At 64.8% G+C, this 22933-nt stretch carries 19 protein-coding genes and 2 pseudogenes; 9 read left to right on the top strand and 12 right to left on the bottom strand.

Annotation, left to right across the window (positions count from 1 at the left end; all coding sequences use genetic code 11):
* Positions 1-28 precede the first annotated feature (28 nt).
* Positions 29-970 carry a DMT family transporter gene (locus ACVW17_RS14685; RefSeq protein WP_456752430.1) on the top strand — a complete coding sequence of 314 codons (942 nt, stop codon included), beginning with the start codon at positions 29-31 and terminating at the stop codon, positions 968-970.
* Here the strand turns inward: ACVW17_RS14685 and ACVW17_RS14680 are convergent.
* Entirely contained in the window at positions 967-1923 is a 957-nt protein-coding gene (locus ACVW17_RS14680; protein WP_456752429.1) for a LysR family transcriptional regulator, read from the bottom strand. The two genes, ACVW17_RS14685 and ACVW17_RS14680, sit on opposite strands and share 4 nt — an antisense overlap.
* 118 nt (positions 1924-2041) lie before the next feature.
* On the opposite strand from ACVW17_RS14680, the gene ACVW17_RS14675 reads away from it, so the two are divergent.
* Positions 2042-2425 (top strand): nuclear transport factor 2 family protein, encoded by a 384-nt coding sequence (locus ACVW17_RS14675; protein ID WP_456752428.1) that lies wholly within the window; start codon positions 2042-2044, stop codon positions 2423-2425.
* A 374-nt stretch (positions 2426-2799) separates the two neighbouring features.
* On the opposite strand, the gene ACVW17_RS14670 is transcribed toward ACVW17_RS14675, so the two are convergent.
* On the bottom strand, positions 2800-4485 hold the full coding sequence (locus tag ACVW17_RS14670) for a methyl-accepting chemotaxis protein (RefSeq protein ID WP_456752427.1): 1686 nt from the start codon (positions 4483-4485) through the stop codon (positions 2800-2802).
* 299 nt (positions 4486-4784) lie between these two features.
* On the opposite strand from ACVW17_RS14670, the gene ACVW17_RS14665 reads away from it, so the two are divergent.
* The 4 genes from ACVW17_RS14665 to ACVW17_RS14650 all read left to right on the top strand — a co-directional run bounded on the left by ACVW17_RS14665 (position 4785) and on the right by ACVW17_RS14650 (position 9283).
* Positions 4785-5828, top strand: a complete 1044-nt coding sequence (locus ACVW17_RS14665) for a C-terminal binding protein (RefSeq protein ID WP_456752426.1) — start codon at positions 4785-4787, stop codon at positions 5826-5828.
* 132 nt (positions 5829-5960) lie between these two features.
* Positions 5961-7307 (top strand): ABC transporter substrate-binding protein, encoded by a 1347-nt coding sequence (locus tag ACVW17_RS14660; protein ID WP_456752425.1) that lies wholly within the window; start codon positions 5961-5963, stop codon positions 7305-7307.
* A gap of 130 nt (positions 7308-7437) precedes the next feature.
* Positions 7438-8394 carry a carbohydrate ABC transporter permease gene (locus ACVW17_RS14655; protein ID WP_456752424.1) on the top strand — a complete coding sequence of 319 codons (957 nt, stop codon included), beginning with the start codon at positions 7438-7440 and terminating at the stop codon, positions 8392-8394.
* A gap of 46 nt (positions 8395-8440) precedes the next feature.
* Positions 8441-9283 carry a carbohydrate ABC transporter permease gene (locus ACVW17_RS14650; protein ID WP_371818069.1) on the top strand — a complete coding sequence of 281 codons (843 nt, stop codon included), beginning with the start codon at positions 8441-8443 and terminating at the stop codon, positions 9281-9283.
* A gap of 21 nt (positions 9284-9304) precedes the next feature.
* Here the strand turns inward: ACVW17_RS14650 and ACVW17_RS14645 are convergent.
* Positions 9305-9641: pseudogene (locus ACVW17_RS14645) on the bottom strand (antibiotic biosynthesis monooxygenase family protein).
* A 255-nt stretch (positions 9642-9896) separates the two neighbouring features.
* On the opposite strand from ACVW17_RS14645, the pseudogene ACVW17_RS14640 reads away from it, so the two are divergent.
* Positions 9897-11250 (top strand): annotated as a pseudogene (locus ACVW17_RS14640) (esterase-like activity of phytase family protein).
* A 284-nt stretch (positions 11251-11534) separates the two neighbouring features.
* On the top strand, positions 11535-11978 hold the full coding sequence (locus ACVW17_RS14635; RefSeq protein WP_456752423.1) for a hypothetical protein: 444 nt from the start codon (positions 11535-11537) through the stop codon (positions 11976-11978).
* A gap of 118 nt (positions 11979-12096) precedes the next feature.
* Here the strand turns inward: ACVW17_RS14635 and ACVW17_RS14630 are convergent, their stop codons facing one another.
* Together ACVW17_RS14630 and ACVW17_RS14625 are read right to left on the bottom strand one after the other, a co-directional pair.
* Positions 12097-13764 (bottom strand): mucoidy inhibitor MuiA family protein, encoded by a 1668-nt coding sequence (locus tag ACVW17_RS14630; RefSeq protein ID WP_456752422.1) that lies wholly within the window; start codon positions 13762-13764, stop codon positions 12097-12099.
* Positions 13765-13939: 175 nt separating this feature from the next.
* Positions 13940-15373 carry an MFS transporter gene (locus ACVW17_RS14625; RefSeq protein ID WP_456752421.1) on the bottom strand — a complete coding sequence of 478 codons (1434 nt, stop codon included), beginning with the start codon at positions 15371-15373 and terminating at the stop codon, positions 13940-13942.
* Between the two features lie 84 nt (positions 15374-15457).
* Between ACVW17_RS14625 and ACVW17_RS14620 the strand changes: the two genes are divergently transcribed.
* Positions 15458-15916, top strand: coding sequence for a MarR family winged helix-turn-helix transcriptional regulator (locus ACVW17_RS14620; protein ID WP_456752420.1), 459 nt, complete (start codon positions 15458-15460; stop codon positions 15914-15916).
* A 72-nt stretch (positions 15917-15988) separates the two neighbouring features.
* Here the strand turns inward: ACVW17_RS14620 and ACVW17_RS14615 are convergent, their stop codons facing one another.
* The 7 genes from ACVW17_RS14615 to ACVW17_RS14585 form a co-directional block, all read right to left on the bottom strand.
* Positions 15989-17161 carry a thiolase family protein gene (locus ACVW17_RS14615; RefSeq protein WP_050423239.1) on the bottom strand — a complete coding sequence of 391 codons (1173 nt, stop codon included), beginning with the start codon at positions 17159-17161 and terminating at the stop codon, positions 15989-15991.
* Between the two features lie 261 nt (positions 17162-17422).
* Positions 17423-19012, bottom strand: coding sequence for a phosphoglycerate dehydrogenase (gene serA / locus ACVW17_RS14610; RefSeq protein ID WP_456752419.1), 1590 nt, complete (start codon positions 19010-19012; stop codon positions 17423-17425).
* Positions 19013-19219: 207 nt separating this feature from the next.
* Entirely contained in the window at positions 19220-20392 is a 1173-nt protein-coding gene (locus tag ACVW17_RS14605) for a phosphoserine transaminase (protein ID WP_456752418.1), read from the bottom strand.
* 78 nt (positions 20393-20470) lie between these two features.
* Positions 20471-20683 (bottom strand): hypothetical protein, encoded by a 213-nt coding sequence (locus ACVW17_RS14600; protein ID WP_456752417.1) that lies wholly within the window; start codon positions 20681-20683, stop codon positions 20471-20473.
* 167 nt (positions 20684-20850) lie between these two features.
* Positions 20851-21321, bottom strand: a complete 471-nt coding sequence (locus ACVW17_RS14595; protein WP_456752416.1) for a GNAT family N-acetyltransferase — start codon at positions 21319-21321, stop codon at positions 20851-20853.
* A gap of 18 nt (positions 21322-21339) precedes the next feature.
* Positions 21340-21930 (bottom strand): glutathione S-transferase family protein, encoded by a 591-nt coding sequence (locus ACVW17_RS14590; protein WP_456797324.1) that lies wholly within the window; start codon positions 21928-21930, stop codon positions 21340-21342.
* Positions 21931-22019: 89 nt separating this feature from the next.
* Positions 22020-22910 (bottom strand): outer membrane protein, encoded by an 891-nt coding sequence (locus ACVW17_RS14585; RefSeq protein ID WP_456752414.1) that lies wholly within the window; start codon positions 22908-22910, stop codon positions 22020-22022.
* Between the last annotated feature and the right edge of the window lie 23 nt (positions 22911-22933).

Here is a 22933-nt window from a genome sequence, read left to right as displayed (position 1 = left end):
CAGATTCGGGCACAACATCCGCCGAACAATGACCGCCTTGCCCGCACCTGCCACCACCCCGCGCCGCTCCCCGCTGCACTGGCTCAACAACCAGCCCTATCTGCTGCTCAGCCTGACGTCGCTGTTCTGGGCCGCCAACATCGTGCTGGCGCGGCATGTCGGCAGCCATGTGCCGCCGGTCACGCTGACCACGATCCGCTGGTTCGGCGTCTTCCTGATCCTGTTGCCGTTCGCCTGGCCGCATTTGAAAGCGGACTGGCCGAAGCTGCGCGGGGCGCTGCCGCTGATGCTGCTGTTGTCGGCGGTCGGGTTCGCGTTCAACAACGCGATCTCCTACTGGGCGATGCAGTACACCGAGGCGCTGAACGCGCTGTTGATCCAGTCGGCGGGCCCGCTGTTCGTGGCGCTCTGGTCGCTGATCCTGTTCGGCGTGCGGCTGACGCCGGCGCAGCTGGCCGGCATCGCGATCTCGCTGGCCGGCGTGCTGACCATCATCCTGCGCGGCGACTTCTCGGCGCTCGCCAGCATCTCTTTCAACCGCGGCGACATCATGTTCGGCGCCTCGCTGGTGTCGTTCGGGCTCTATTCGGCGCTGATCCCGCGCCGCCCGAAGATCCATCAGCTCTCGCTGATCTCGTTCACCACCTGCTGCGGCGCGCTGATGCTGCTGCCGGTGGCAATCTGGGAATTCCTGAGCGGCGTGACGCTGAAGCTCGACATCCTGACCTTTGCAACGCTGGGCTACGTGCTGATCTTCCCGTCCACGCTGGCCTATCTGTTCTTCAACCGCGGCGTCGCGCTGATCGGCCCGAACCGCGCCGCGCCGTTCTTCCATCTGGTGCCGGTGTTCGGCTCGGCGATGGCGATCCTGCTGCTCGGCGAGACGCTGGCCCCGTTCCATTTGATCGGCTACGCGCTGGTGCTCGCCGGCGTCATCATCGCTTCGCGGCAAGGATCGGCAAAGGGCTAGCCGACCTTGCGCAGGCCGGCGGATTTGCGTGGCGATTGCGGCCTTGCCGCCAGCGTTTCCGTGATGAAGTCGATAAACCGCCGCACCTTGGCCGGCACGTGGCTGCGCGAGGCGTAATAGACGTAGAGCGGAAAGCGCTCGTCGGGCCAGTCCGGAAACAGATCGATCAGCGCGCCGCTCTTCAGATGATCGTCGAGCCCGATATCGATCACCTGCGCGATGCCGAAGCCGGCGAGGCAAGCGCCGAGCTTGGTGCCTGAATCGGTCACGGTGAGCCGCCCGTTGACCGCGACCGGCACCACCTCGCCGCCGCGCCGGAACTCCCAATCGAACGGGCGCCCGGTCGCCGCATCGATGGCCAGGATGCACTGATGGTCGCGGCTCGCCAGCTCCCGCGGATCGCGCGGCCGGCCGTGTCGTTCGAGATAGACTGGCGAGGCCACGGTGAGCACGCGCGCATCGAGCACGCGGCGCGCAATCAGCGCCGACGGCGCCGGCTCGCCGAAACGCACCGCCAGATCGAACCCGTCGCTGACCAGGTCCGCGATCCGGTCGCGGGTCTCGATCCGCAGCTCCATGCCGGGATTGTGCAGCAGGAATTCGCTCAGCTTCGGCGACAGCACCACGCGGGAGAACAGCGGGTCGACATTGACCCGCAGCCTGCCGCGTACCGCATCGCGCGATTTCGAGGTCTCCGCCGCCGCCTCGCCGATCCCGGCGAGATGCGCGGCGACCCGCTCGACCAGCGCGCGTCCGTCCTCGGTGAGCTCGACGGCGCGGCTGGTGCGGTGAACCAGCCTGGCATCGAGGCGCGCCTCGAGCTTGGCGATCGCCTTGCTGACCCCCGATTGCGTCATGCCGAGCCGTTCGGCGGCGCGCCCGAAACTGCGCGCATCCGCCAGCGCCGCAAGCACCACCAGGCCGCCGACCAGCCGACCGTCAACTTCGTCCATGCCGATGCCTCTCGGTCATCCAAGAGATGACCGCCCAGTCGTAGCACTCCGCCACCAGATCGGCCACTGTCGGCGCAGATGAGGCCACCGCCACATCATCGCCTGAGGAGATTTTGCAATGAGCGACATCCAGGCCATCGCAGCCGCGATCGATGGATATTTCGACCTGATGTATGAAGTCGACGACAGCCGGTTCCGCGATGTGTTCGCCGATGCCGCCATCGTGCACGGCATCCGGGACGGCAAGCACACCGTGCGCTCGGCCGCGGAATTCCGCGACTTCATCCAGAGCCGTCCCTCGCCGGCGTCGATGAAATCGCCGCGCGAGGAGGCGATCATCAGCGTCGACCAGACCGCGCCCGATCTGGCCATCGCCAAGGTGCGCGTCAGGGCCGGCCAGACCGGCTTCATCGACCATCTGGTGTTTCACCGGATCGACGGCCGGTGGCTCATCACCACCAAGGCGTTTCACGTCGCGCAGGTGTTTCCGGAGGGATCGTAACGCCCGACATTTTTCGGAATATTAGAAATACGACACTGATTTGCCGACGTGTCAAGTCGGCCGGTGGTGAGCCGGCCAGTCGCAGGCCGGCCGGCTCCGGCTCCTTTGCATGGGGTTGTTTTTCGATATTTGGCAGCGCGCCCCTGCGACGGCGCGGGAGTGGCAGTAAGCGCCGCCCTTCTGCGAGTAGCGAAACGACAAATCTCCCAACTCCGTCATCCTGAGGAGCGCGCCGTTGCGCGCGTCTCGAAGGATCGACGGCCACCGGCCGGGCCGTACATCCTTCGAGGCTCGCTCCGCTCGCACCTCAGGATGACGGATGCGAGAAGCGCAGGGTGGGTTACGCCTTTGGCTAACTCACCCTGCGCAATCCGTTACGCCGCGCGCACCTTCTCCAGGAACTCGTCGACCGCGTTGCGCAGCATGCCGGACTGGGTGTCGAGCTCGCGCGCGTTCGACAGCACGTCGCCGGCCGCGGTGCCGGTGGCGGCGGCCGCTGACGTGACGCCGCCGATATGGGCGGAAATCTCGCTGGAGCCGGCCGCGACCTGCTGGATGTTGCGCGCGATTTCGCGCGTCGCATCGCCCTGCTGATCGATCGCGGTCGAGATCGAGGCCGTGATCTCGCTCATCTGCGCGATGGTCGCGGTGATGCCGCCGATCGAGGTCACCGCCTCGCCGGTGGAGGCCTGCATCGCCGCGACCTGCGCCGAGATCTCCTCGGTCGCCTTGGCGGTCTGGTTGGCCAACGCCTTCACCTCGGAGGCGACCACGGCGAAACCGCGGCCGGATTCGCCGGCGCGCGCCGCCTCGATGGTGGCGTTGAGCGCGAGCAAATTGGTCTGCGCCGCGATCGAGTGGATCAGCTTGACGACTTCGCCGATCTTCTCGGCGCCGGTGGAGAGCGCCTGCACCGTCGCATTGGTGCGCTCGGCGTCGGCCACCGCCCGGCTCGCGACCTCGCTGGAGCGCGCCACCTGGCGGGAGATCTCCGCAACCGAGCTGGAGAGTTCCTCGGCCGCGGCGGCAACGGTGCCGACATTGTTGGAGGCCGAGTCGGAGGCGGCGCCCACCGTCGCGGCCCGCGCGCTGGCGTCGCTGGCGGTCGCGGTCATCGACTGTGCCGTGGTCTGCATGCCGGCGGCGGCGGAGGCCACCGTGCGGACGATGCCGTTCACGCTGCGCTCGAAATCACTCGCAAGGTTCTGCATCGCGCTGCGGCGCTCGGATGCGGCGCGCGCCTGGGTCTCGGCCTCGGCCTGCTCGAGCCCGCGGATACGGATCGCATTGTCCTTGAAGACCTGGACGGTTGCCGCCATCCCGCCGACCTCGTCGCCACGGCCGACTCCGGGAATGTCGCCATCAAGCTTGCCGTCCGCGATGTCGCGCATGCGGGCACCGAGCAGATTCAGCGGCCGGGAAATGCTGCGCCCGATCAGCCAGGCCACCGAACTCGAGATGACGCCGATGCCGATGATCGCAAGGCCGAGCAGCCAGGCAATGGGGCGCATCTTGGCGTCGATATCGTCGAGATAGGCGCCGGTGCCGAGATACATGTCGAAGCCGGGGACCGCGACGGCGTAGCCGAGCTTGCGGATCGGCGTCTCCTGGCCGGGCTTCACATATTCATAGAACAAGAGGATGTCGCCCTTGGCCTTCACGCCGTCCATCAGCTCCTGCGACAGCTTGCGGCCGTTGGTCACGACGTCCATGCGGTTGGTTCCGACCTGTTTCGGATCGGGCGCCAGCACCGTGATGCCGTTGTAGTCGGTGCCGAACAGATAGCCCGAGCCATTGTCGTAGGTCATCGCGTTGCCGCGCTTGCTCAACTCGGCGAGTGCCGCCTCCTTGGTCATCTTTCCGGCGTCGACATCCTTCTTGAGGCTCGCCGCCATGTTCTTGGCCATCTCGACCATGGCCTTGGCCTGGTCGATGCGCGCGTTCGTCATCTCACGCTGCATCAGATTGATTGCCAGGATGCCGGCCGTGCAGAGGCCAAGGAGCGCCACCCCCACCAGAATGCCGAGCTTGGGGGTGATCTTCAGATTTGACAGCTTCACGGGGATCTCCAGGAGAGGCGGGGAACGCGACGCGATTGGCGGATTGATTCCATTCACCGTAATGTGAGACCCTTTACCCGATGGTTACGCAGGTTCCCCGTAGAAGCCCGGAGAATCGGACCGCGGACCAACCGGCAATTGTGGAGAGAACAGCAGAGCTCGCGTAGAAGTATGGCAAGGCGGCGCGACAAGCCGCGCTCCAAGAATCTAGAAGACAAGAATCAAGAAGACCAAGCACCAAGACCAAGAAGCAAACCAGCAAGAAGCAAGAACAGAAGACCTCACATCGGGAGCAGACAATGTCGAAATTCAGGGTGGTGACGCCGAAGGGCGCGAGCTTCACGGTCGCCGGCGGCGGCTATGATTACGAGCGCGAGGCGCTCGATCCGATCGGTGCCGAGATCATCGAGGCGCCGGCCAACGAGGCCGAATTCATCGCCGCCGCCCGCACCGCGGACGCGATCTACGCCAAGGGCATGCCGATCACCAAGGCTGTGATCGACGCGCTGGAGAACTGCAAGGTGATCACGCTCGGCAGCGTCGGCGTCGACTCGGTCGACGTCAAGGCGGCGACCGCCCGCGGCATTCCGGTCACCAACATCCCCGACACCTTCATCGAGGAAGTGGCCGACCACGCCATGATGCTGCTGCTGTCAGGCTTCCGCCGCCTGATCGAGCAGGACAAGATGGTGCGCAGCGGCCGCTGGTCCGAGGGCCGCCCGGCGCTGTTGAAGATTCCGCGGCTGATGGGCCAGACGCTCGGCTTCATCTCGTTCGGCCGGGTCGCCCGCGCGGTCGCGAAGCGCGCCGCGCCGTTCGGGCTCCGGATGATGGCCTACGACCCCTTCATCCAGGAAACGCTGATGTACGACCACGGCGTGATCCCCTCGACCTTATCGGAGGTGCTGTCGCAGTCGGATTTCGTCTCGATGCACGCCCCGGCGCGGCCCGAAGTGCATCACATGCTGACCGAGAAGCATTTTCGCCAGATGAAAAAGTCGGCTGTCTTCATCAACACCGGGCGCGGCGCCACCGTCGATGAGGAATCGCTGATCAAGGCGCTCCAGGAGGGGTGGATCGCCCATGCCGCGCTCGACGTGCTGGAAAAGGAGCCGCCGTCGCACAACAATCCGATGCTCGGGATGGATAATGTTACCTTGACCGCCCATGTTGCCTCGGCCTCGGCACGTTTTGACGAGGCACGCAAGCGCCGGGTGGGCTACGAATTGTCACTAGTGCTGCAAGGCATGTGGCCGGTAAGCTGCGTGAACCCGTCGGTGCTGCAAGACACCGCGCTGCGCCGCTGGCAACCGGTCAGCATGGATCGCGGTCCGAACAGCTAGGCGGAACGCCGCTCTTCGCGCGAGGGCCCGTCTGATGCGGGCCCTTCGCGCGGCGGGCGCACCGAGACCACAAGACCCTTCACCGGCGGCCAAACGCCGGGAAGGAACAAGAAAAAAGGGAGTGCGAACGACATGAAGTACGAGATCACGCGTCGCGACGCGCTGGCGCTGGGGGCATCCGCGGCGGCACTGGCCGTCACCGGCGCCGCGGCGCAGGAGGCGTCGAAGGTCAAGGCGGCCGACGTGGCGGCGCCGTCGCTGCCGATTGAAAAGGGCGCGACCCTGCGCATGCTGCGGCCGGTGCGCTTCGTCCAGGCCGACGAAGACGTGTTCCGCGCCAATGCCAAGCGCTTCACCGACAAGACCGGCGTCGAGGTCAAGGTCGACTTCGTCGGCTGGGAGGACATCAACCAGCAGACCGCCGTGACCTCGAACTCCGGCGCCGGCCCCGACATCATCATCGGCTTCGGCGACGCGCCGCACATCTATATCGACAAGCTGATCGAGCTGACGGACGTCGCCGATTATCTCGACAAGCGCTACGGCGGCTGGCTCACGCTGGCAAAACGCTACGGCATGCGCTCGAAGTCGAAGAGTTGGGTCGGCCTGCCGTTCGGCGCCTCCGGCGGTCCGCTGGTCTACCGCAAGTCGCTGGTCAACGCGGCCGGCTTCGACAAGGTGCCGGAGGACCACGCCGGCTTCCTCGAACTCTGCAAGAAGCTGAAGGCGGCCGGCAAGCCGGCGGGATTCGCGCTCGGCAACGCCGTCGGCGACGGCAACGGCTTCGCCAACTGGCTGTTGTGGTCGCACAACGCCGCGCTGCTCGATGAGGAAGGCAACATCATCATCAACAGCAAGGAGACGATCGCCGCGCTGAAATACCTGAAGGAGCTGTATCCGACCTTCATCGCCGGCACGCCGTCCTGGAACGACGTCTCCAACAACCGCGCCTACTCGTCGCAGGAAATCGGCCTGACCGCCAACGGCGTCTCGCTGTACTTCTCGCTGAAGAACGATCCCGCCACCAAGGCGATCGCCGACGACACCGAGCATCAGTTCCTGATCAAGGGGCTGGCGCCGGTCTCGCCGATGTCCGGCCTGACGCTGAATGCGATGGCGTTCAAGCACAGCCCGTATCCCAATGCGGCGAAGGCGTTCCTGCAGTTCATGCTGGAGCACGAGCAGTACGAGCCGTGGCTCAACGCCAACTCCGGCTACTGGTCGCAGCCGCTCGCGGCCTATGCCGACGCCGCAGTGTGGTCGGGCGATCCCAAGGTCGCGATCTTCAAGGACACCATGAAGAGCCCCTACTACAACGGCTACAAGGGGCCGATCTCGACCGCGACCGGCGCCGTCAACGCCGACTACGTGCTGGTGCAGATGTGCGCCTCCGTCGCGACTGATGCGGCAACGCCGGAGGCCGCCGCAGCGGAAGCCGAGCAGCGCGCCAAGCGTTACTTCCGGCGGCAAGGCCGGTAACGGGGGTCGTTGCAGCTGTCATTCCGGGGCGATGCGCAGCATCGAACCCGGAATCTCGAGATTCCGGGTCTGGTGCTGACGCACCATCCCGGAATGACCTTTCAAAAAATCAGACCGGGACAAGGATCTGATGTCTGTCACGACACTGCCTTCACGGGGACAAGCCCTGCACCAGCCGGGCTGGCTCGCGCGCCTGTTCGACTACAAGCCGTTCCTGATCGTGATGTGCCTGGCGCCCGCGGTCGGCCTGCTCTTGGTGTTCCTCACCTATCCGCTTGGGCTGGGCATCTGGCTCGCCTTCACCGACACCACGATCGGCCAGCGAGGCATCTATATCGGGCTGGAGAACTTCCAATACCTACTCAAGGATCCCTTGTGGTGGAACGCGGTGTTCTACTCGATCTTCTACACCGCGGTCGCGACCTTCGGGAAGTTTGCGCTCGGCTTCTGGCTGGCGCTGCTGCTCAACAACCATTTCCCGTTCAAGAGCCTGATCCGGGCGATCGTGCTGCTGCCGTGGATCGTGCCGACGGTGCTGTCGGCGCTGGCGTTCTGGTGGATCTACGATCCGCAGTTCTCGATCATCTCCTATCTCTTGGTCGACGTGCTGCATTGGCGCGACAGCAATGTCGACTTCCTCGGCTCGCCCTGGCCGGCGCGGTTCTCGCTGATCGCGGCCAACATCTGGCGCGGCATCCCGTTCGTCGCGATCTCGCTCTTGGCCGGTCTGCAAACCATTTCGCCCTCGCTCTACGAGGCGGCGATGCTCGACGGCGCCACCTCATGGCAGCGCTTCCGCTACATCACCTTCCCGATGATGATGCCGATCCTCGCGATCGTGATGACGTTCTCGATCATCTTCACCTTCACCGACTTCCAGCTGGTCTATGCCATCACCCGCGGCGGCCCGGTCAACTCGACCCATCTGCTCGCGACCTTGGCGTTCCAACGCGGCATCGCCGGCGGCGAGCTCGGCGAGGGCGCTGCGATCGCGGTCTCGATGATCCCGTTCCTGGTGTTCGCAACATTGTTCAGCTACTTCGGCCTCGCCCGCCGCAAATGGCAGCAGGGAGAAGCCAATGACTGACATTGCAGCCCAATCCTCCAACGTCGCCAGCGCCACGCCGGACACGATGGCGTGGGACTCCCGCGCCCGGCGCGTGGTGATGATCTATCTGCCGCTCGCCTGCTTCATCCTGATCCTGCTGTTCCCGTTCTACTGGATGGCGATCACCTCGTTCAAACCGAACGCCGAGCTCCTGAACTACAAGGAGCACAACCCGTTCTGGATCACCTCGCCGACGCTCGCGCATGTCAAGCATCTGTTGTTCGACACCTCGTATCCGCGCTGGCTGAAGACCACCATGCTGGTGGCGATCGGCTCGACCTTCCTGTCGCTGTTCGCTTCCACGCTCGCCGCCTATGCGATCGAGCGGCTGCGCTTCCGCGGCAGCCCCTATGTCGGGCTCGGCATCTACCTTGCCTATCTGGTGCCGCCGTCGATCCTGTTCATTCCGCTCGCCACCGTGATCGTGCAGTTCGGCCTGTTCGATTCGCCGCTCGCGCTGATCCTGGTCTATCCGACCTTCCTGGTGCCGTTCTGCACCTGGCTCTTGATCGGCTATTTCAAGTCGATCCCCTATGAGCTCGAGGAATGCGCGCTGGTCGACGGCGCGACGCGGCTGCAGATCCTGTGGCGGATCACGCTGCCGCTCGCGGTGCCGGGCCTGATCTCGGCCGGCATCTTCTCCTTCACGCTGTCCTGGAACGAGTTCATCTACGCGCTCGCCTTCATCCAGAGCGGCGCCAACAAGACCGTGCCGGTCGCGATCCTGACCGAGCTCGTCACCGGCGACGTCTACCAATGGGGCGCACTGATGGCCGGCTCCCTGCTCGGCTCGCTGCCGGTCGCGCTGTTCTACTCTCTGTTCGTCGACTACTACGTGTCGTCGCTGACGGGGGCGGTGAAGGAGTAGCAGGGAATTTGAGCAATTGGGTCACGCCGTGACGCCCTTGGAGCGCTCGGTCATCAGCACCTCGAAGCCTTCGAACCTGGGATGGTCGAGATAGAGGCTGCCGCCGGTCTCGTTGCCGGCGCGGGAATGGGCACGGCGGAACGCTTCCGATTTGGTCCAGTCCTCGAACGTCGTCCTGCTGGACCACACGGTGTGAGTGGCATACAGCGTGTGGTCCTCAGCCGCCGGCCCCTTGACCAAGTGAAACTCGATGAAGCCCGGAACATCGCCAAGATGGGAATCCCGCGTGCTCCAGACCGTTCTCGAACGCCTCCTCCCTGCCCCTGATCACTTGAAACCGGTTCATTGCGATGAACATGAATGGGTTCTCCTGTTAAGCGGCGGACATCCGCGAGTGATCCGCCGGTTGATCCCGTTGATATCATGGATGGCTCAAGGCCGCGCTGGGAAACCAGCCTCACGGAGACCGGCACAAGGTCGGGCATGACGGAGGAAGGCGACGTAACGCCGCAAGCCTTATCCCGCCGCAACACGCGTCATTCACAAAACTGTCAGCCGGTTGTAACAGGCGGCTCGGAGAACACCGCATCGTTTATCCTTTGGGAGATCAACCATGCGCCTGTCGCTGCTCTGCTCCGTCGCCTCGCTCCTGCTCGCCACCTCGGCGTTGGCGCAGAGCGAGGGTGAATTCCCGGCAACGCTGGCGGGACATGTGGTGATGCCGGCGGAGAGCTTCATCGACGCGCCGGCCGACGCCCCGAACGATTTGAAGACCTCGGGCAAGTACACCACCGGCAAGCGCGTCGACGACATCGGCACCGTGATGGGCAAGTCCTACGAGCGGCCGACCGGCGTGTCGCTGCCGTTCAAGGGCCAGCCGCTGCAGGGCCACTCCGGCATCAAGGCGATGCCCGACGGCTCGTTCTGGGTGATCACCGACAACGGCATGGGCTCGCGCTACAACTCGGCGGACTCGATGCTGTATCTGAACCGCTACAAGATGGATTGGGCCGGCGGCAAGATCGAGCGCCAGGAGACCGTATTCCTGCACGATCCCAACAAGAAGGTGCCGTTCCGCATCGTGCATGAGGACACCGCCAAGCGTTATCTGACCGGCGCCGACTTCGACACCGAAGGATTCCAGATCATCAACGATACATTCTGGATCGGCGACGAGTTCGGGCCCTACATCCTGAAGGCCGACAAGACCGGCAAGATCCTCGCGGTGTTCGAGACGGTCGCGGACGGCAAGCCGGTGCGCTCGCCGGATCACTGGGCGGTGCAGTCGCCCCGGCGCGCCCGGCGCCACCTACAGCAACGTCAATCTGCGCCGCTCCAAGGGCTATGAAGGCTTCGCCTCCTCCAAGGACGGCAAGTTCCTCTATGGCCTGCTCGAGGGACCGCTGTGGGATGCCGACAAGAAGGACTGGGAGAAGGTCGATGGCAAGGAAGCCTCGCGCATCCTCGAATTCGACGTCGCGGCGGAGAAGTTCACCGGCCGCTATTGGCAGTATGTGTTCGAGCAGAACGGCAACGCGATCGGCGACTTCAACATGATCGACCCGACGCAGGGCCTGGTGATCGAGCGCGACAATGGCGAAGGCACCGCCGACAAGGCCTGCCCGCAAGGCCAGCGCGGCGAGACCTGCTTCCCCGACCTCGCCAAGTTCAAGCGCGTCTACAAGATCGAGCTGTCCGACGCCAATGTCGGCAAGCCCGTGCGCAAGATCGCCTATATCGACCTCCTGAAGATTCGCGATCCGAACAAGAAGGCGCGCAAGCCGCTGAACGACGGCGTCTACACCTTCCCATTCTTCACCATCGAGAACGTCGACCGCGTCGACGACACCCACATCATCGTCGGCAACGACAACAACCTGCCGTTCTCCTCGAGCCGCGATCCGAACAAGGCCGATGACGACGAGTTCGTGCTGCTTGAGGTCGGCGACTTCCTGAAGGCGAAGTAATGCACTTCTCGCCACAAATAACGGCGTCGTCGCCCGGTTCAACCGGGCGACCCAGTATTCCAGAGGCGCTCGAGTTCAACAGATAAGCCGCGGCGTACTGGATGCCCCGCTCAAGGCGGGGCATGACAGCGAATTTGGGGAAGCCGGGTCCGATCCAGCTTGGATTGGCTAACGCATGGCTTCTGGCCTCGCCCATTCCCAACGGTTGTTCTACAATTGCGCTTCTATCAAAACGCTAGATGATGATAGCCTCGACCGATACTTGAATCGCTTCGGGGCAAATCATGAATGAGAAATCCGCTTTAACCTATATTGAGGCCCTGATCGCCGCGGGCTTCATTGCGTGCCTGACCTGGGACCAGAGCTGGGGTCTGCCGCCGCCGTGCATCGCCTTGATGCTCGGCGTGATCGTCTGCTTTGCCTATCTGTGCCTGATGCGCTGGTTGGTGCGGCTTCATCAGAACACCTATCAGGTCGTGGCGACGATCCTGGCTCTTGCATGGGCCGCGCTGGCCTATTGCGCAACAGGCGCGCTGCAGGAGGGATTTGCCAACCAGATCCCCGGTACGCTGCTGATGCATCTATGGCCCTGGATTGCGGCGATCGCCGCGTTCCTGGGAGCGCTCGCCAGCAAGGTGCGCTTCATGGACGATGCCCGCGACTATGTGCTCGGCCGCCGCGCGCACTGGGATAACCAGCAATGGCTGGAGGAGAATGCCGGCTTCTAGCCGGCGTTCTCGCGGCAAGGCGCGTCATTCCTTCTTCGCCCGATAGTCCGATCTCAGGCTTTTGCTTTTGGCAAACTGATGCCCGAGATCGGGATTTGTCATCGCCGCGAGATGCAGATCAGCCCGCCGGCACCATCACGACGCCCTTGTCCTTGGGCCAGCGCATCCGCCAGGCGAAGTTGATATCACGGACCTCACCGGCCTTGGCCTCGAACGCCCATTCCAGCACGCCGCGCTTGTCGCGCAGATTGGTGGTCGTCGCAGCCGTCGACGACGGGAGCAGCTCGACCACGATATCGTCGTTCTCGCTGACCGGGAGCTGATCCTGGATCGCGACCTTGATCGGGAAGTCGTGGCCGTTGCGAACCGTGGTCTTGAACGCGCGCTCGTCGGTCTTCGATGTGGTGACGATCAGGCCGGCCGAGCCCTCGTTGCGTTTCACCACCGTGCGCTCGATCTTGACCTTGTCATCGGCGCCGAAGCCGAGCCGCACGGTCTCGTCCTTGGCGGCGCTCGCCATCCGGCTGCGGCCGACAAAGATGCCGTCGCGATAGATCGCGACCTGGCCCGGCAGCAGCGGCGCGTCGTCGGTCTGCACGAAGCTCGCCTCCAGGAACGCGGTCGGATCCAGCACAGGCACCGCACGCACCGCGAGATCGGGGGTGATGGTCGCGGTCGAGATGCGCAGGCTCTTTGCTCCCTCATTGGCGGCAACGCTGACGCGGCCGGGAATCCTGAAGCTGGCCTGGAAGGCGCTGGCTTGGGCAGCCGCTTCCTGCTCCTCGGCCTTCTTGAACAGATGCTGCTCCATCGAAGGCGCAGCCGGTGCGGGCATCAGTGCCGAGGGCTGTTGCACGCTGTCAAACGCTCGGCCAGCCGCCAGCGGTCGCGGCGGCTGCGGATACTGCACGATCAGCGAGCGGAGGTCGGGCGCATTGCCGCCGCGGGCGACGCGTACGGTGGAGACGTCGAGCGCGACATTCGACCAGTCCTCGCCGGTCGACTGGGTGATCTCGGCGCGGCGCACCAGTTCGATTGCGGGCTTGCGGTCCTTGGCGCCGGTGTCGAGCCGGGCGTCATAGATCGGCGTCCAGCGCGCGTTGGGAACCGCATAGGTGACCCGCAGCGTGGCCCTGGTCGCCGCCGCTGATGCCAGCTCGATGCGGACCTCGAGCTTGCTCGGCGGCTTGGCGGCGCGATCGGCCTCAAGGCGCGCGATCTCGCGATCGATATCGCGCTGCTTGCGCGTGGCGTCGCGGATCGCGTTGTCGGCGGTTGCGACCTCGTCCCCAACCGCAGAGAACGCAGCACGCCATTCGCTCACCGGGCGCGCCTCGCCCTTCTCGCCGATGCCGACCGGCGCGGCCTCGGCGAAATGCTCGGCGAATTTGCGCCGCGCCTCCGCCGACGTGATCATCCCCTGCAAATCCTCGCGCTGGTCGCGCAGCGCCTCGATCCGCTTGTCGATCTCGGGCAGGTTCGCCGGCTCCGCCGGGCGTGGTGGCCGCGCGTCGATCGCCCCGATCGTGAGCTTCGCTCCACCCTCGCCCTCGACCCGCAGCGAGGACGGATCGAGCCCGAGCGGGAAATCCTTCGCGACCAGCGTGTTGTCGCCGGCGGGCAGATCCATCGTGATGACGCGGGTGACGCTCGCGCCGTCGGGATAGACGGTGACGGCATCGACCTGCGAAGCCGCGTCGAGATTGGCCGCATGCAGCGGCCCGGCAACCAGCGCTCCCGCCAGCACCAGGCTGGTGGTGACGAGATAATTCGCAATCCTTGACATGACATCCCTCCGGAAAAACGCACATCGCGCGCGATGAACGGCCGCCGAACTCATTGGCGCGCCGTTTCTCGTGGTGAGACGCAGCGAGGAAGGGACTGGTTCGATTGAGGTTTCGCTGCGGCGCGACGATGGCGCTGCCGCGGCTGCAGAATGGCGCGGCGATGTCTTTCGGGTGTTAGCGACCTGTCCGGCGCCGGATGAACAGAACATTCGGCACGAAACCGGCAAGCGTGATCGCGATCATGATCCACCAGCCGCGATGAAACGCCGCGATCCGCTCGGTCATCGTGGCGGGGCTAGCCAGGATCGCGACAAAGATCGCGACGCCGATCGCCAGCGCCGCCTGCCGGATCATGTTGATCACGCCGGAGCCGGTGGCGAACGACGACGGCGGCAGCGAACCGGCGCCGACGCCCATCAGGGTCGGAAACGTCAGCCCGACGCCGACACCGGTGAACATCATACCGACCACGAAGGCAGGCATGTTGGGCTGTGCATCGAGCAGCGTTGCCCAGATCATAAGACCGCCCGCGAACGACATGATGCCGGCGGACACCACGGCCGCCGCGCCAAATCGCGCGATCAGGCGACCGGCAAACAACAGCGAGGTGAACGGGACAAGCAACGGACCCGGCGCGATCGCAAGGCCGGTCTTCAGCGCCGACCACCCCCACACGGTTTGCTCCCACAGCGCCACCGACAGCAGCATCGCACCGAAAGCCGCCGAGTAAGGCGCCATGACCAACGTCGCCCCGGTAAACGGCCTGACTGCGAACAGCGCCGGGTTGACGAAGGGGTTCTGCGATCGGAGGCAGTGCCATGCGAAGGCGGCGAGCGAGAGGCCTGCGACGGCAAAGCCGAGCACGACGCCGCGCGAGCCCCAGCCCCAGTCATTCGCCTTCACGATGGCGAATGTCAGCGCGCCGATGCCGGAGGTCACCAGCAGCGCCGCCCACCAGCTCGGCCGCGGCACGTCGTGGCCAGGCACCTCGGGCAGTTTGAGCCAGCCGACGATCAGCGCCACCACGCCGATCGGGACATTGACGATGAAGATCCAGCGCCAGTCGAAAGTGACCAGCACGCCGCCGGCCAGCGGCCCCAATGCTGCGGCAAGGCCGCCGATCGCGGTCCAGGTGCGCACCGCGCCGGCGCGCTGCTCGGGCGGGAACGAGGCCAGCAGCAGGCCGATCGAGGTCGGCGTCATCAATGCGGCGCCGGCGGCCTGCGCCACGCGGAACAGGACCAGGAGCTCGACACTGGGTGCCAGCGCGCACGCTGCCGAGGCGGCCGTGAACAGCGCAACACCGAGCAGGAAGCTCAGATTGCGGCTGTGGCGCTCCGCCAGGCGGCCGAAAAACACCAGCAGTGCCGCATAGACGATCGCATAGGCATTCAGGATCCAGGACAAATCCTCCAGCGAGGCGCCGCGGAATTCCTGCGCGATGTTCGGCAGCCCGACATTGACGATGAACAGGTCGAGATTTGCCAGGCAGATTCCGACCGAGACGATTGCCAAAACCTGCCGCGGAGTTGCAGTCGCGGCGTGGGACCGCGGCCGTGCTTCGGGTCCGGCCGTCAGCCCGATGGTCTCCGCCTCGACCTCCGACATCACACCCTCCAGGTACGTGCATATGCATCTATTGCCATTAGGTGCATATGCATGTATCTGTCAAGCCCAGTTTGGAGGCAGCCAATGGCGAAGACGGAAGCCACAAGGTGCAATCTCACGGCGTTGCGCAAGGCGACACGGCGGGTGTCGCAGCTCTATGATCAGGTCCTCGCGGCGTCGGGGCTGCGCGGCACCCAGCGGGCCATCCTGGTCCATGTCAGACGAACGGGCGCCCCGACGATGGGGGAGCTTGCCGCAGCTTTGGTGCTCGACCGCACGGCGCTCAATCACAACCTCAAGCCGCTCGCGCGCGACGGCCTGTTGACCATCACTGTTGACAAGAATGACCGCCGCAGCCGGCTGGTGCGGCTGACCAAACGCGGCGAAGCCAGACTTGCGGAGTCGCAGGCCGCCTGGCTTGAGGCGCAGGACCGCTTCGAGACGGCGTTCGGCGCCAGGCAGGCCGCCGATCTCAGGCAGACGCTCGAACTGGTCGCCGCGCTCGAATTCGGCGAACCCGCCGCGGATGTGCCGGCATCATGACGGGCCTCAAATGAAAGCGGCCCGGCGATACCGCCGGGCCGCTCGTTCGCACGCGATCGTGTCGAAGCGCGCTTAGCTGTAGATCTCGAACAGGCCGGCGCCGCCCTGGCCGCCACCGATGCACATGGTCACGACGCCCCACTTGGCCTTGCGGCGACGGCCTTCCTGCAGCAGATGGCCGGTGAGCCGGGCACCGGTCATGCCGAACGGATGGCCGATCGCGATCGAGCCGCCATTGACGTTGTACTTCTCGGGATCGATGCCGAGCTGGTCGCGCGAATAGAGGCACTGGCTGGCGAAGGCCTCGTTGAGCTCCCAGAGGTCGATGTCATCGACCTTCAGGCCATGGCGCTTCAGGAGCTTCGGCACGGCGAACACCGGACCGATGCCCATCTCGTCGGGCTCGCAGCCGGCCGAGGCCCAGGCGACGAAACGGCCGAGCGGGTTGAGGCCACGCTTCTCGGCATCCTTGGCTTCCATCAGCACCACGGCGGCGGCGCCGTCGGAGAGCTGGCTGGCATTGCCGGCGGTAACGAACTTGCCCGGGCCCTTGACCGGCTCGAGCTTGGCGAGGCCCTCCAGCGTGGTCTCGGGGCGATTGCACTCGTCGCGATCGACCACGTAGTCGACGATCGACTCGGCCTTGGTCGCCTTGTCGACCACCTTCATCTTGGTCTTCATCGGGACGATTTCGTCCTTGAACTTGTTGGCCTGCTGCGCGGCCGCCATGCGGCGCTGCGACTCCAGCGAATACTCGTCCTGGTATTCGCGGCTGAGCTTGTAGCGCTCGGCGACGATGTCGGCGGTGTCGATCATCGCCATGAAGATGTCGGGTGCCGTCTTCAGCAGATCCGGGTCGATCGATTCCTTCGGCGAGCCGCCGCCGGGAATCGAGATGCTCTCGACGCCGCCGGCGACGATGCAATCGGAGCCGTCCGAACGAATCGAGTTGGCGGCCATCGCGATGGTCTGCAGGCCCGACGAGCAGAAGCGGTTCACCGAGACACCGGCGGTCGACTTCGGCAGGCCGGCGAGCAGCGCCGCCTGGCGGCCGATGTTCGGGGCGCCATGCGCGCAATTGCCGAGATAGCAGTCCTCGACATACTCCTTGTCGACGCCGGCGCGGTCGACCGCGTGCTTGATGGCGTGCGCGGCGAGCGACATCGGCGGGGTGATGTTGAATCCGCCGCGGCCGGATTTCGCCAGGCCGGTGCGCGCGTAGGAAACGATGACAGCTTCACGCATTGTTTTCTCCCTCTGAGATGACGGTCATTGTGGCGTGTCGTGGCCCGTTCGTACACATTTTTCGACGGGCGCAACAGCAATACCGGAGGCTCCGGAACGACAAACGCCGCCTCCGGGGCCGGAGACGGCGTCATGTTCCGCAGATCGGAATTTGGACGTACCTGAGCGGTATCTTCGTTCGTCACGCCCGGACGCTTCCAGGCGATGACAAGACCGTTCGAACAGTGTTTAAAACGTCAGCGCCTTGAGAACGTCAGCGCCTCAGAACGTCAGCGCCTTGGCCTGCTTCACCTGCGGCAGCGCCTGCACCTTGTTCAGCAGCTCCGCCGGCACCGCACCGTCGACCTCGACCAGCGCGATGGCGTCGCCGCCCTGCTTGACGCGGCCGAGATGGAAGGTCGCGATATTGATCTTCGCATCACCCAACAGGCTCGCGAATGCGCCGATGAAGCCCGGCTTGTCCTCGTTGGTGACATAGATCATCGATTTGCCGAACTCGGCGTCGACCCGGATGCCCTTGATGTCGACGAGGCGCGGCTTGCCGTCGGCATACACGGTGCCGGACACCGAACGCTCCTGGCGCTCGGTGGTGACGGTAACCGTGATCAGGCTTTCATAGTCGCTCTGCGCGGCGCGGACGACCTCGTCCACCACCATGCCACGCTCCTTGGCGACGACCGGCGCCGAGACCACGTTGACCTCGCCCAGCATCGGCCGCAGCAGGCCGGACAGCACCGCCGAGGTGATCGCCTTGATCTTCATCTCGGCGACGTGGCCCTCATAGGTGATCGTGGTCTTGAGGATGCCGCTCTCCGTCAACTGGCCGGCGAACGAGCCGAGCTTCTCGGCGAGCTCGATGAACGGCTTCAGCTTCGGCGCCTCTTCCGCCGTGATCGACGGGAAGTTGACCGCGTTCGAGATCGCGCCCGACAACAGATAGTCCGACATCTGCTCGGCGACCTGCAGCGCGACGTTCTCCTGCGCTTCCGTGGTGGAGGCGCCGAGATGCGGGGTGCAGATCACGTTGGGATGGCCGAACAGCACGTTGGTCGTCGCCGGCTCCTCGACGAACACGTCGAAGGCGGCGCCCGCGACATGCTTGGAATTGAGCGCATCGACCAGCGCCTGCTCGTCGACCAGGCCGCCGCGGGCGCAGTTGATGATGCGCACGCCCTTCTTCATCTTGGCGATCGCGGCCGCGTCGATGACGTTGCGGGTCTTGTCTGTCAGCGGCGTATGCAGCGTGATGAAATCGGCGCGCTTCAAGAGATCGTCGAGCTCGACCTTCTCGACACCGATGTCCTTGGCGCGCTCCGGCGACAGGAACGGGTCGAACGCGATCACCTTCATGCGCAGGCCGAGCGCGCGGTCGGCGACGATCGAGCCGATATTGCCGCAGCCGATCACCCCCAGCGTCTTCGCCGTAATCTCGACGCCCATGAAGCGGTTCTTCTCCCACTTGCCGGCCTGGGTCGAGGCGTCGGCCTGCGGGATCTCGCGCGCCAGCGCCAGCATCAGGGTGATGGCGTGCTCGGCGGTCGTGATCGAATTGCCGAACGGCGTGTTCATCACGATGATGCCCTTGGCGGTCGCGGCCGGAATCTCGACATTGTCGACGCCGATGCCGGCGCGGCCGATCACCTTGAGCCTGGTCGCCTTCTCGATGATCTTGGCGGTCGCCTTGGTGGCCGAGCGGATCGCAAGGCCATCATAATTGCCGATGATCTCGGCGAGCTTGTCCTTGTCCTTGCCGAGGTTGGGCTGGAAGTCGACCTCGACGCCGCGATCCTTGAAGATCTGCACGGCGGCGGGCGACAGCGCGTCGGAAATCAGAACTTTGGGCTTCGTCATGTGACTGTTCCTCTGCCCTGCAGCGGGCGGGTCTCTTGGACCAATGTGGTGAAGTCTCTGATCACGTCTCCACTCCCCGTACTTGCAGGGAGAGGGTTGGGGTGAGGGCAGCCACAGGCGAGGAATAAGTCGAAAGGGCCCCTCGCCCGGATTGCTGCGCAATCCGACCTCTCCCCGTAAGAACGGGGAGAGGTGACAAGAGAAAACTCAGGCCGCCTTCGGCAGCGCGGCCTTGGTCTCGGCAAAGGCCCAGTCGATCCACTGCGTCAGCAGCTCGACGTCCTTGGCCTCGACGGTGGCGCCGCACCAGATGCGCAGGCCGGCCGGCGCATCGCGGTAGTACGCGAAGTCGAAGCCGGCATTCTCCTTCTCGACCAGCGCGACCAGCTTCTTGCAGAAGTCGGCCTGCGCGTCCGATGGAAGCGAGGTGATCGCGGGATCGGTGAACTTCAGGCACACCGAGGTGTTGGAGCGGATCGCGGCATCCTTGGCCAGGAAATCGATCCAGGGCGTCTTCGCCTTCCAGTCGGCAATCGCCTTGGTGTTGGCGTCGGCGCGCGCGATCAGGGCCTTCAGGCCGCCGATCGACTTCGCCCAGTTCAGCGCATCGAGATAGTCCTCGACGCACAGCATCGACGGCGTGTTGATGGTCTCGCCTTCGAAGACGCCCTGGTTGAGCTTGCCGCCCTTGGTGAGTCGGAAGATTTTCGGCAGCGGCCAGGCCGGCTTGTAGGTCTCGAGCCGTTCCACCGCGCGCGGCGACAGGATCAGCATGCCGTGCGCGGCTTCGCCGCCGAGTGCCTTCTGCCAGGAGAAGGTGACGACGTCGAGCTTGGCGAAATCGAGCGGCTGCGCGAAGGCGGCCGAGGTTGCGTCGCAGATCGTCAGGCCTTCACGGTCCGCGCTGATCCAGTCGGCGTTCGGCACGCGCACGCCCGAGGTGGTGCCGTTCCAGGTGAAGACGACGTCCGACTTGGGATCGACCTTGGAAAGATCGGGGATTTCACCGTAAGCCGCGTTCAGCTTGGTGACATCCTTCAGCTTCAATTCCTTGACGATGTCGCTGACCCAGCCTTCGCCGAAGGATTCCCAGGCGAGCGTGGTGACCGGCCGCGCACCGAGCAGCGACCACAGCGCCATCTCGACCGCGCCGGTGTCCGACGCCGGCACGATGCCGATCTTGTAGTCGGCAGGTACCTCAAGCACCTCGCGCGTCAGTTCGATCGCGAGCTTGAGTTTGGTCTTGCCAACCTTCGCACGATGCGAGCGGCCGAGGGCGGCGTCCTTGAGATTGTTGGGGTTCCAGCCGGGGCGCTTGGCGCAGGGGCCGGAGGAAAAATGCGGCACGTTGGGCCGCGAAGCGGGCTTCGCTGCAGTCATAATCTACCCTTCCAGATAGCTGCCTCTCGGTGGGGAGAGGTTTCCCGCCGCCGGGGATATTGGAAAGGGGCCAGAACGTCAAGGAAGTTCGGACTTGTCCGGAACAATCGCGCGATCACGGCTGATTGATGGGGCGTCCCCGACCTGCTGCACCGTCTCCTGGTCGAGCAAATCCGCCGCCAGAGTCATGATCTTAACCGCCCTGCGCCGGCTCGATATTCTCAAAATGCGCTTATCGCCGGCCTGCACGATGTACTCGTTGCCGACCCGCACGATCGAATATTCCGACATTCCAATCCCCAGTTGCCCGCGCCCCGTGGGAGACGTCCGACATACCGGACTCGTTCCGCCCCGTAAAATCACGGAGGCCGGCTTAGTTTACCGGCTGTTAACCGGATCGCCGAGCGGCGGCTACCGCAGGCATTGCCTTGTGTGCGGCACAACTTCGCGCGCGGATATCACAAGCGAAGCGTCATGCCGACATGACTGCGCGCAAACCCAAGCCGCTCATAGAAGCGCTGCGCATCGACGCGGGTGTGATGCGTCAACAGTTCGACGAGCATGCAGCCTTGCGCCCGCGCCTCCGCGACCGCCCACTGCACCAGTTTCTCGCCGATGCCGCGGCTGCGGCAATGCTTTGCGACACGGACATCCTCGAGCAGACCGCGCGAAGAGCCCTGCGAGCTGATGCCCGGCAGCACCGCGAGTTGCAGGCAGCCGACGACGGCACCCTCCCCGTCGACGGCGACGACGAGCTGCAAATTGGCATCGCGCTCGACCCGCGCGAAGGCGTCGTAATAGCATTGCGGCAGCGGATCCTCGATCCGCTCGCGCGCACTGCCGAGCGGATCGTCCGCCAGCATGCCGACGATGGCGGCGACGTCCTCGCGGCGCGCGCGGCGGATCGTGATCGACGAGGGTTCGGTCATGGCGGCATTCACCTGCGATCAGCGGACCGGCGGCAGCGCGAGCACATGCTCGGCATCCGCGATCCAGCGGCGGATCGTGGGGTAGCCCTCGAGCGCGAGGCCGCCGTCCTCCGCCATCCGCGTATAGGCAAGCAGCGACACGTCGGCGAGCGAGAATTGATCTCCGACCAGGAATTGCGCACCAGCAAGATGCCGCTCCAGATGATCGAGCGCCCCATAGCCGCGCTTGATGAGGTTCGGATCGATCTCGGAGACAGGCTTGCCGAGATAGACGGCCTGAAAACGGCAAACCGCGACGTAGGGCTCGTGGCTGTTCTGCTCCCAGAACATCCAGCCATCCATCTGCGCCGCGCGATAGGGATCGCCGGGAATCAGATCGCTGCCGCGCGCGAGATAGCGGATGATGGCGTTGGACTGCGCCAGCGTGCGGCCGTCGTCCAGCTCCACCGTCGGCACCTGGCCCCAGCCGTTCAGCTTGAGGAATTCCGCGGTTCGGCTGCCGCCCTTCATGGTGTCGATCTCGACCCATGTGTACGGCAGCGCCAGCCTGTCGCACACCCATTTCACCTTCAGGCAATTGCCTGAATTGGCGTCGCCGTAGATTTTCATGCGAGGTCGCTCCGCTTGCGGAGCGATATCGGACCAGCCGCGCCATACGCTGTCAAGCTGCGCGGCTTTGTCTCAGAACTTGTAGCCAATCAGAACTTATAGCCAAGACCAGCGCGCACGCTGTTGAGCGAGATGCTGGTGTCCTTGATCGGCGAGAACTTCACGTATTCCCATTCGCCGCGCATGAACAAGCCGCCCCACAGGCAGTATTCGAAACCAAGGCCGGCGGTCCAGCCTGCCACGAAGGCGTTGGTCTTCTGCTCGCTGGCGGTCTGCGACAGCGATGGGATCTGGGTGAACGACGTCGACACGATCGATGTCGTTTGGTTTCCGAACGCATCGGTGGTCGTCGCGGTCACGTCGTCACGCAGCACCACATTGGTGGACACCGAACGCGACACGTCCATGCGCCCGACCGCAAGGCCGCCGAACATGTAAGGCAGGAAACCGTCGAACGCCCAGCCCGCGCGGCCGCGGAACGTGATCACGTCCTTGATCGTCGCGGCGGCAGCGCCATCCAGCGACGTGTTGTAGGTGTAGGTGTGATTGGGCGGCGCGGCCGAGCCCGGTGGGCTCACGATCGCGAGCGCCATCGACCCTTTCGACGAGCTCGAGATCCTGTTCATGTAATTGTAGTTGGCCTCGACGCCGAACACGACATCTTCCCACTGCCAGTTGCGGCCAACGAAGGCGCCGAAATTGGTGCCCTGCGCGGTGTTCTTGTTCAACAGCGTCCATGCCGATGTCGGCTGCGCAAGCACGCTGTTGCGGAAGATGAAGTTGGTCAGCGACACGATGCTGTTGTCGAAGTTCATGTCCGCGGCCGAGTAGCCGACCTGGCCGCCGGCGTACCAGCCCTCCCAGTTCCTCGTGGGCGCCGGTTCGGCCGGAATACTGCCGCGCAGGAAATCGGGCATGTCGGCCGCATGCGCGCCGGTCACTGCCCCGAACATCATCGCCGCCAGCAAGAACCTACGCATCGCAACGCTCCAATCCACTCACC

It is taken from the genome of Bradyrhizobium sp. USDA 4473 (assembly GCF_054063335.1).
The sequence above is the reverse complement of the archived record's forward strand: the minus strand, read 5'-3'. Positions and strand labels throughout refer to the sequence as shown.

Excerpts from the sequence above, each read along its gene's own strand:
- ACVW17_RS14685 (WP_456752430.1), top strand. The coding sequence starts at position 29 with ATGACCGCCTTGCCCGCACCTGCCACCACCCCGCGCCGCTCCCCGCTG.
- ACVW17_RS14680 (WP_456752429.1), bottom strand. The coding sequence starts at position 1,923 with ATGGACGAAGTTGACGGTCGGCTGGTCGGCGGCCTGGTGGTGCTTGCG.
- ACVW17_RS14675 (WP_456752428.1), top strand. The coding sequence starts at position 2,042 with ATGAGCGACATCCAGGCCATCGCAGCCGCGATCGATGGATATTTCGAC.
- ACVW17_RS14665 (WP_456752426.1), top strand. The coding sequence starts at position 4,785 with ATGTCGAAATTCAGGGTGGTGACGCCGAAGGGCGCGAGCTTCACGGTC.
- ACVW17_RS14660 (WP_456752425.1), top strand. The coding sequence starts at position 5,961 with ATGAAGTACGAGATCACGCGTCGCGACGCGCTGGCGCTGGGGGCATCC.
- ACVW17_RS14655 (WP_456752424.1), top strand. The coding sequence starts at position 7,438 with ATGTCTGTCACGACACTGCCTTCACGGGGACAAGCCCTGCACCAGCCG.
- ACVW17_RS14650 (WP_371818069.1), top strand. The coding sequence starts at position 8,441 with ATGGCGTGGGACTCCCGCGCCCGGCGCGTGGTGATGATCTATCTGCCG.
- ACVW17_RS14635 (WP_456752423.1), top strand. The coding sequence starts at position 11,535 with ATGAATGAGAAATCCGCTTTAACCTATATTGAGGCCCTGATCGCCGCG.
- ACVW17_RS14630 (WP_456752422.1), bottom strand. The coding sequence starts at position 13,764 with ATGTCAAGGATTGCGAATTATCTCGTCACCACCAGCCTGGTGCTGGCG.
- ACVW17_RS14625 (WP_456752421.1), bottom strand. The coding sequence starts at position 15,373 with ATGTCGGAGGTCGAGGCGGAGACCATCGGGCTGACGGCCGGACCCGAA.
- ACVW17_RS14620 (WP_456752420.1), top strand. The coding sequence starts at position 15,458 with ATGGCGAAGACGGAAGCCACAAGGTGCAATCTCACGGCGTTGCGCAAG.
- ACVW17_RS14615 (WP_050423239.1), bottom strand. The coding sequence starts at position 17,161 with ATGCGTGAAGCTGTCATCGTTTCCTACGCGCGCACCGGCCTGGCGAAA.
- serA (WP_456752419.1), bottom strand. The coding sequence starts at position 19,012 with ATGACGAAGCCCAAAGTTCTGATTTCCGACGCGCTGTCGCCCGCCGCC.
- ACVW17_RS14605 (WP_456752418.1), bottom strand. The coding sequence starts at position 20,392 with ATGACTGCAGCGAAGCCCGCTTCGCGGCCCAACGTGCCGCATTTTTCC.
- ACVW17_RS14600 (WP_456752417.1), bottom strand. The coding sequence starts at position 20,683 with ATGTCGGAATATTCGATCGTGCGGGTCGGCAACGAGTACATCGTGCAG.
- ACVW17_RS14595 (WP_456752416.1), bottom strand. The coding sequence starts at position 21,321 with ATGACCGAACCCTCGTCGATCACGATCCGCCGCGCGCGCCGCGAGGAC.
- ACVW17_RS14590 (WP_456797324.1), bottom strand. The coding sequence starts at position 21,930 with ATGAAAATCTACGGCGACGCCAATTCAGGCAATTGCCTGAAGGTGAAA.
- ACVW17_RS14585 (WP_456752414.1), bottom strand. The coding sequence starts at position 22,910 with ATGCGTAGGTTCTTGCTGGCGGCGATGATGTTCGGGGCAGTGACCGGC.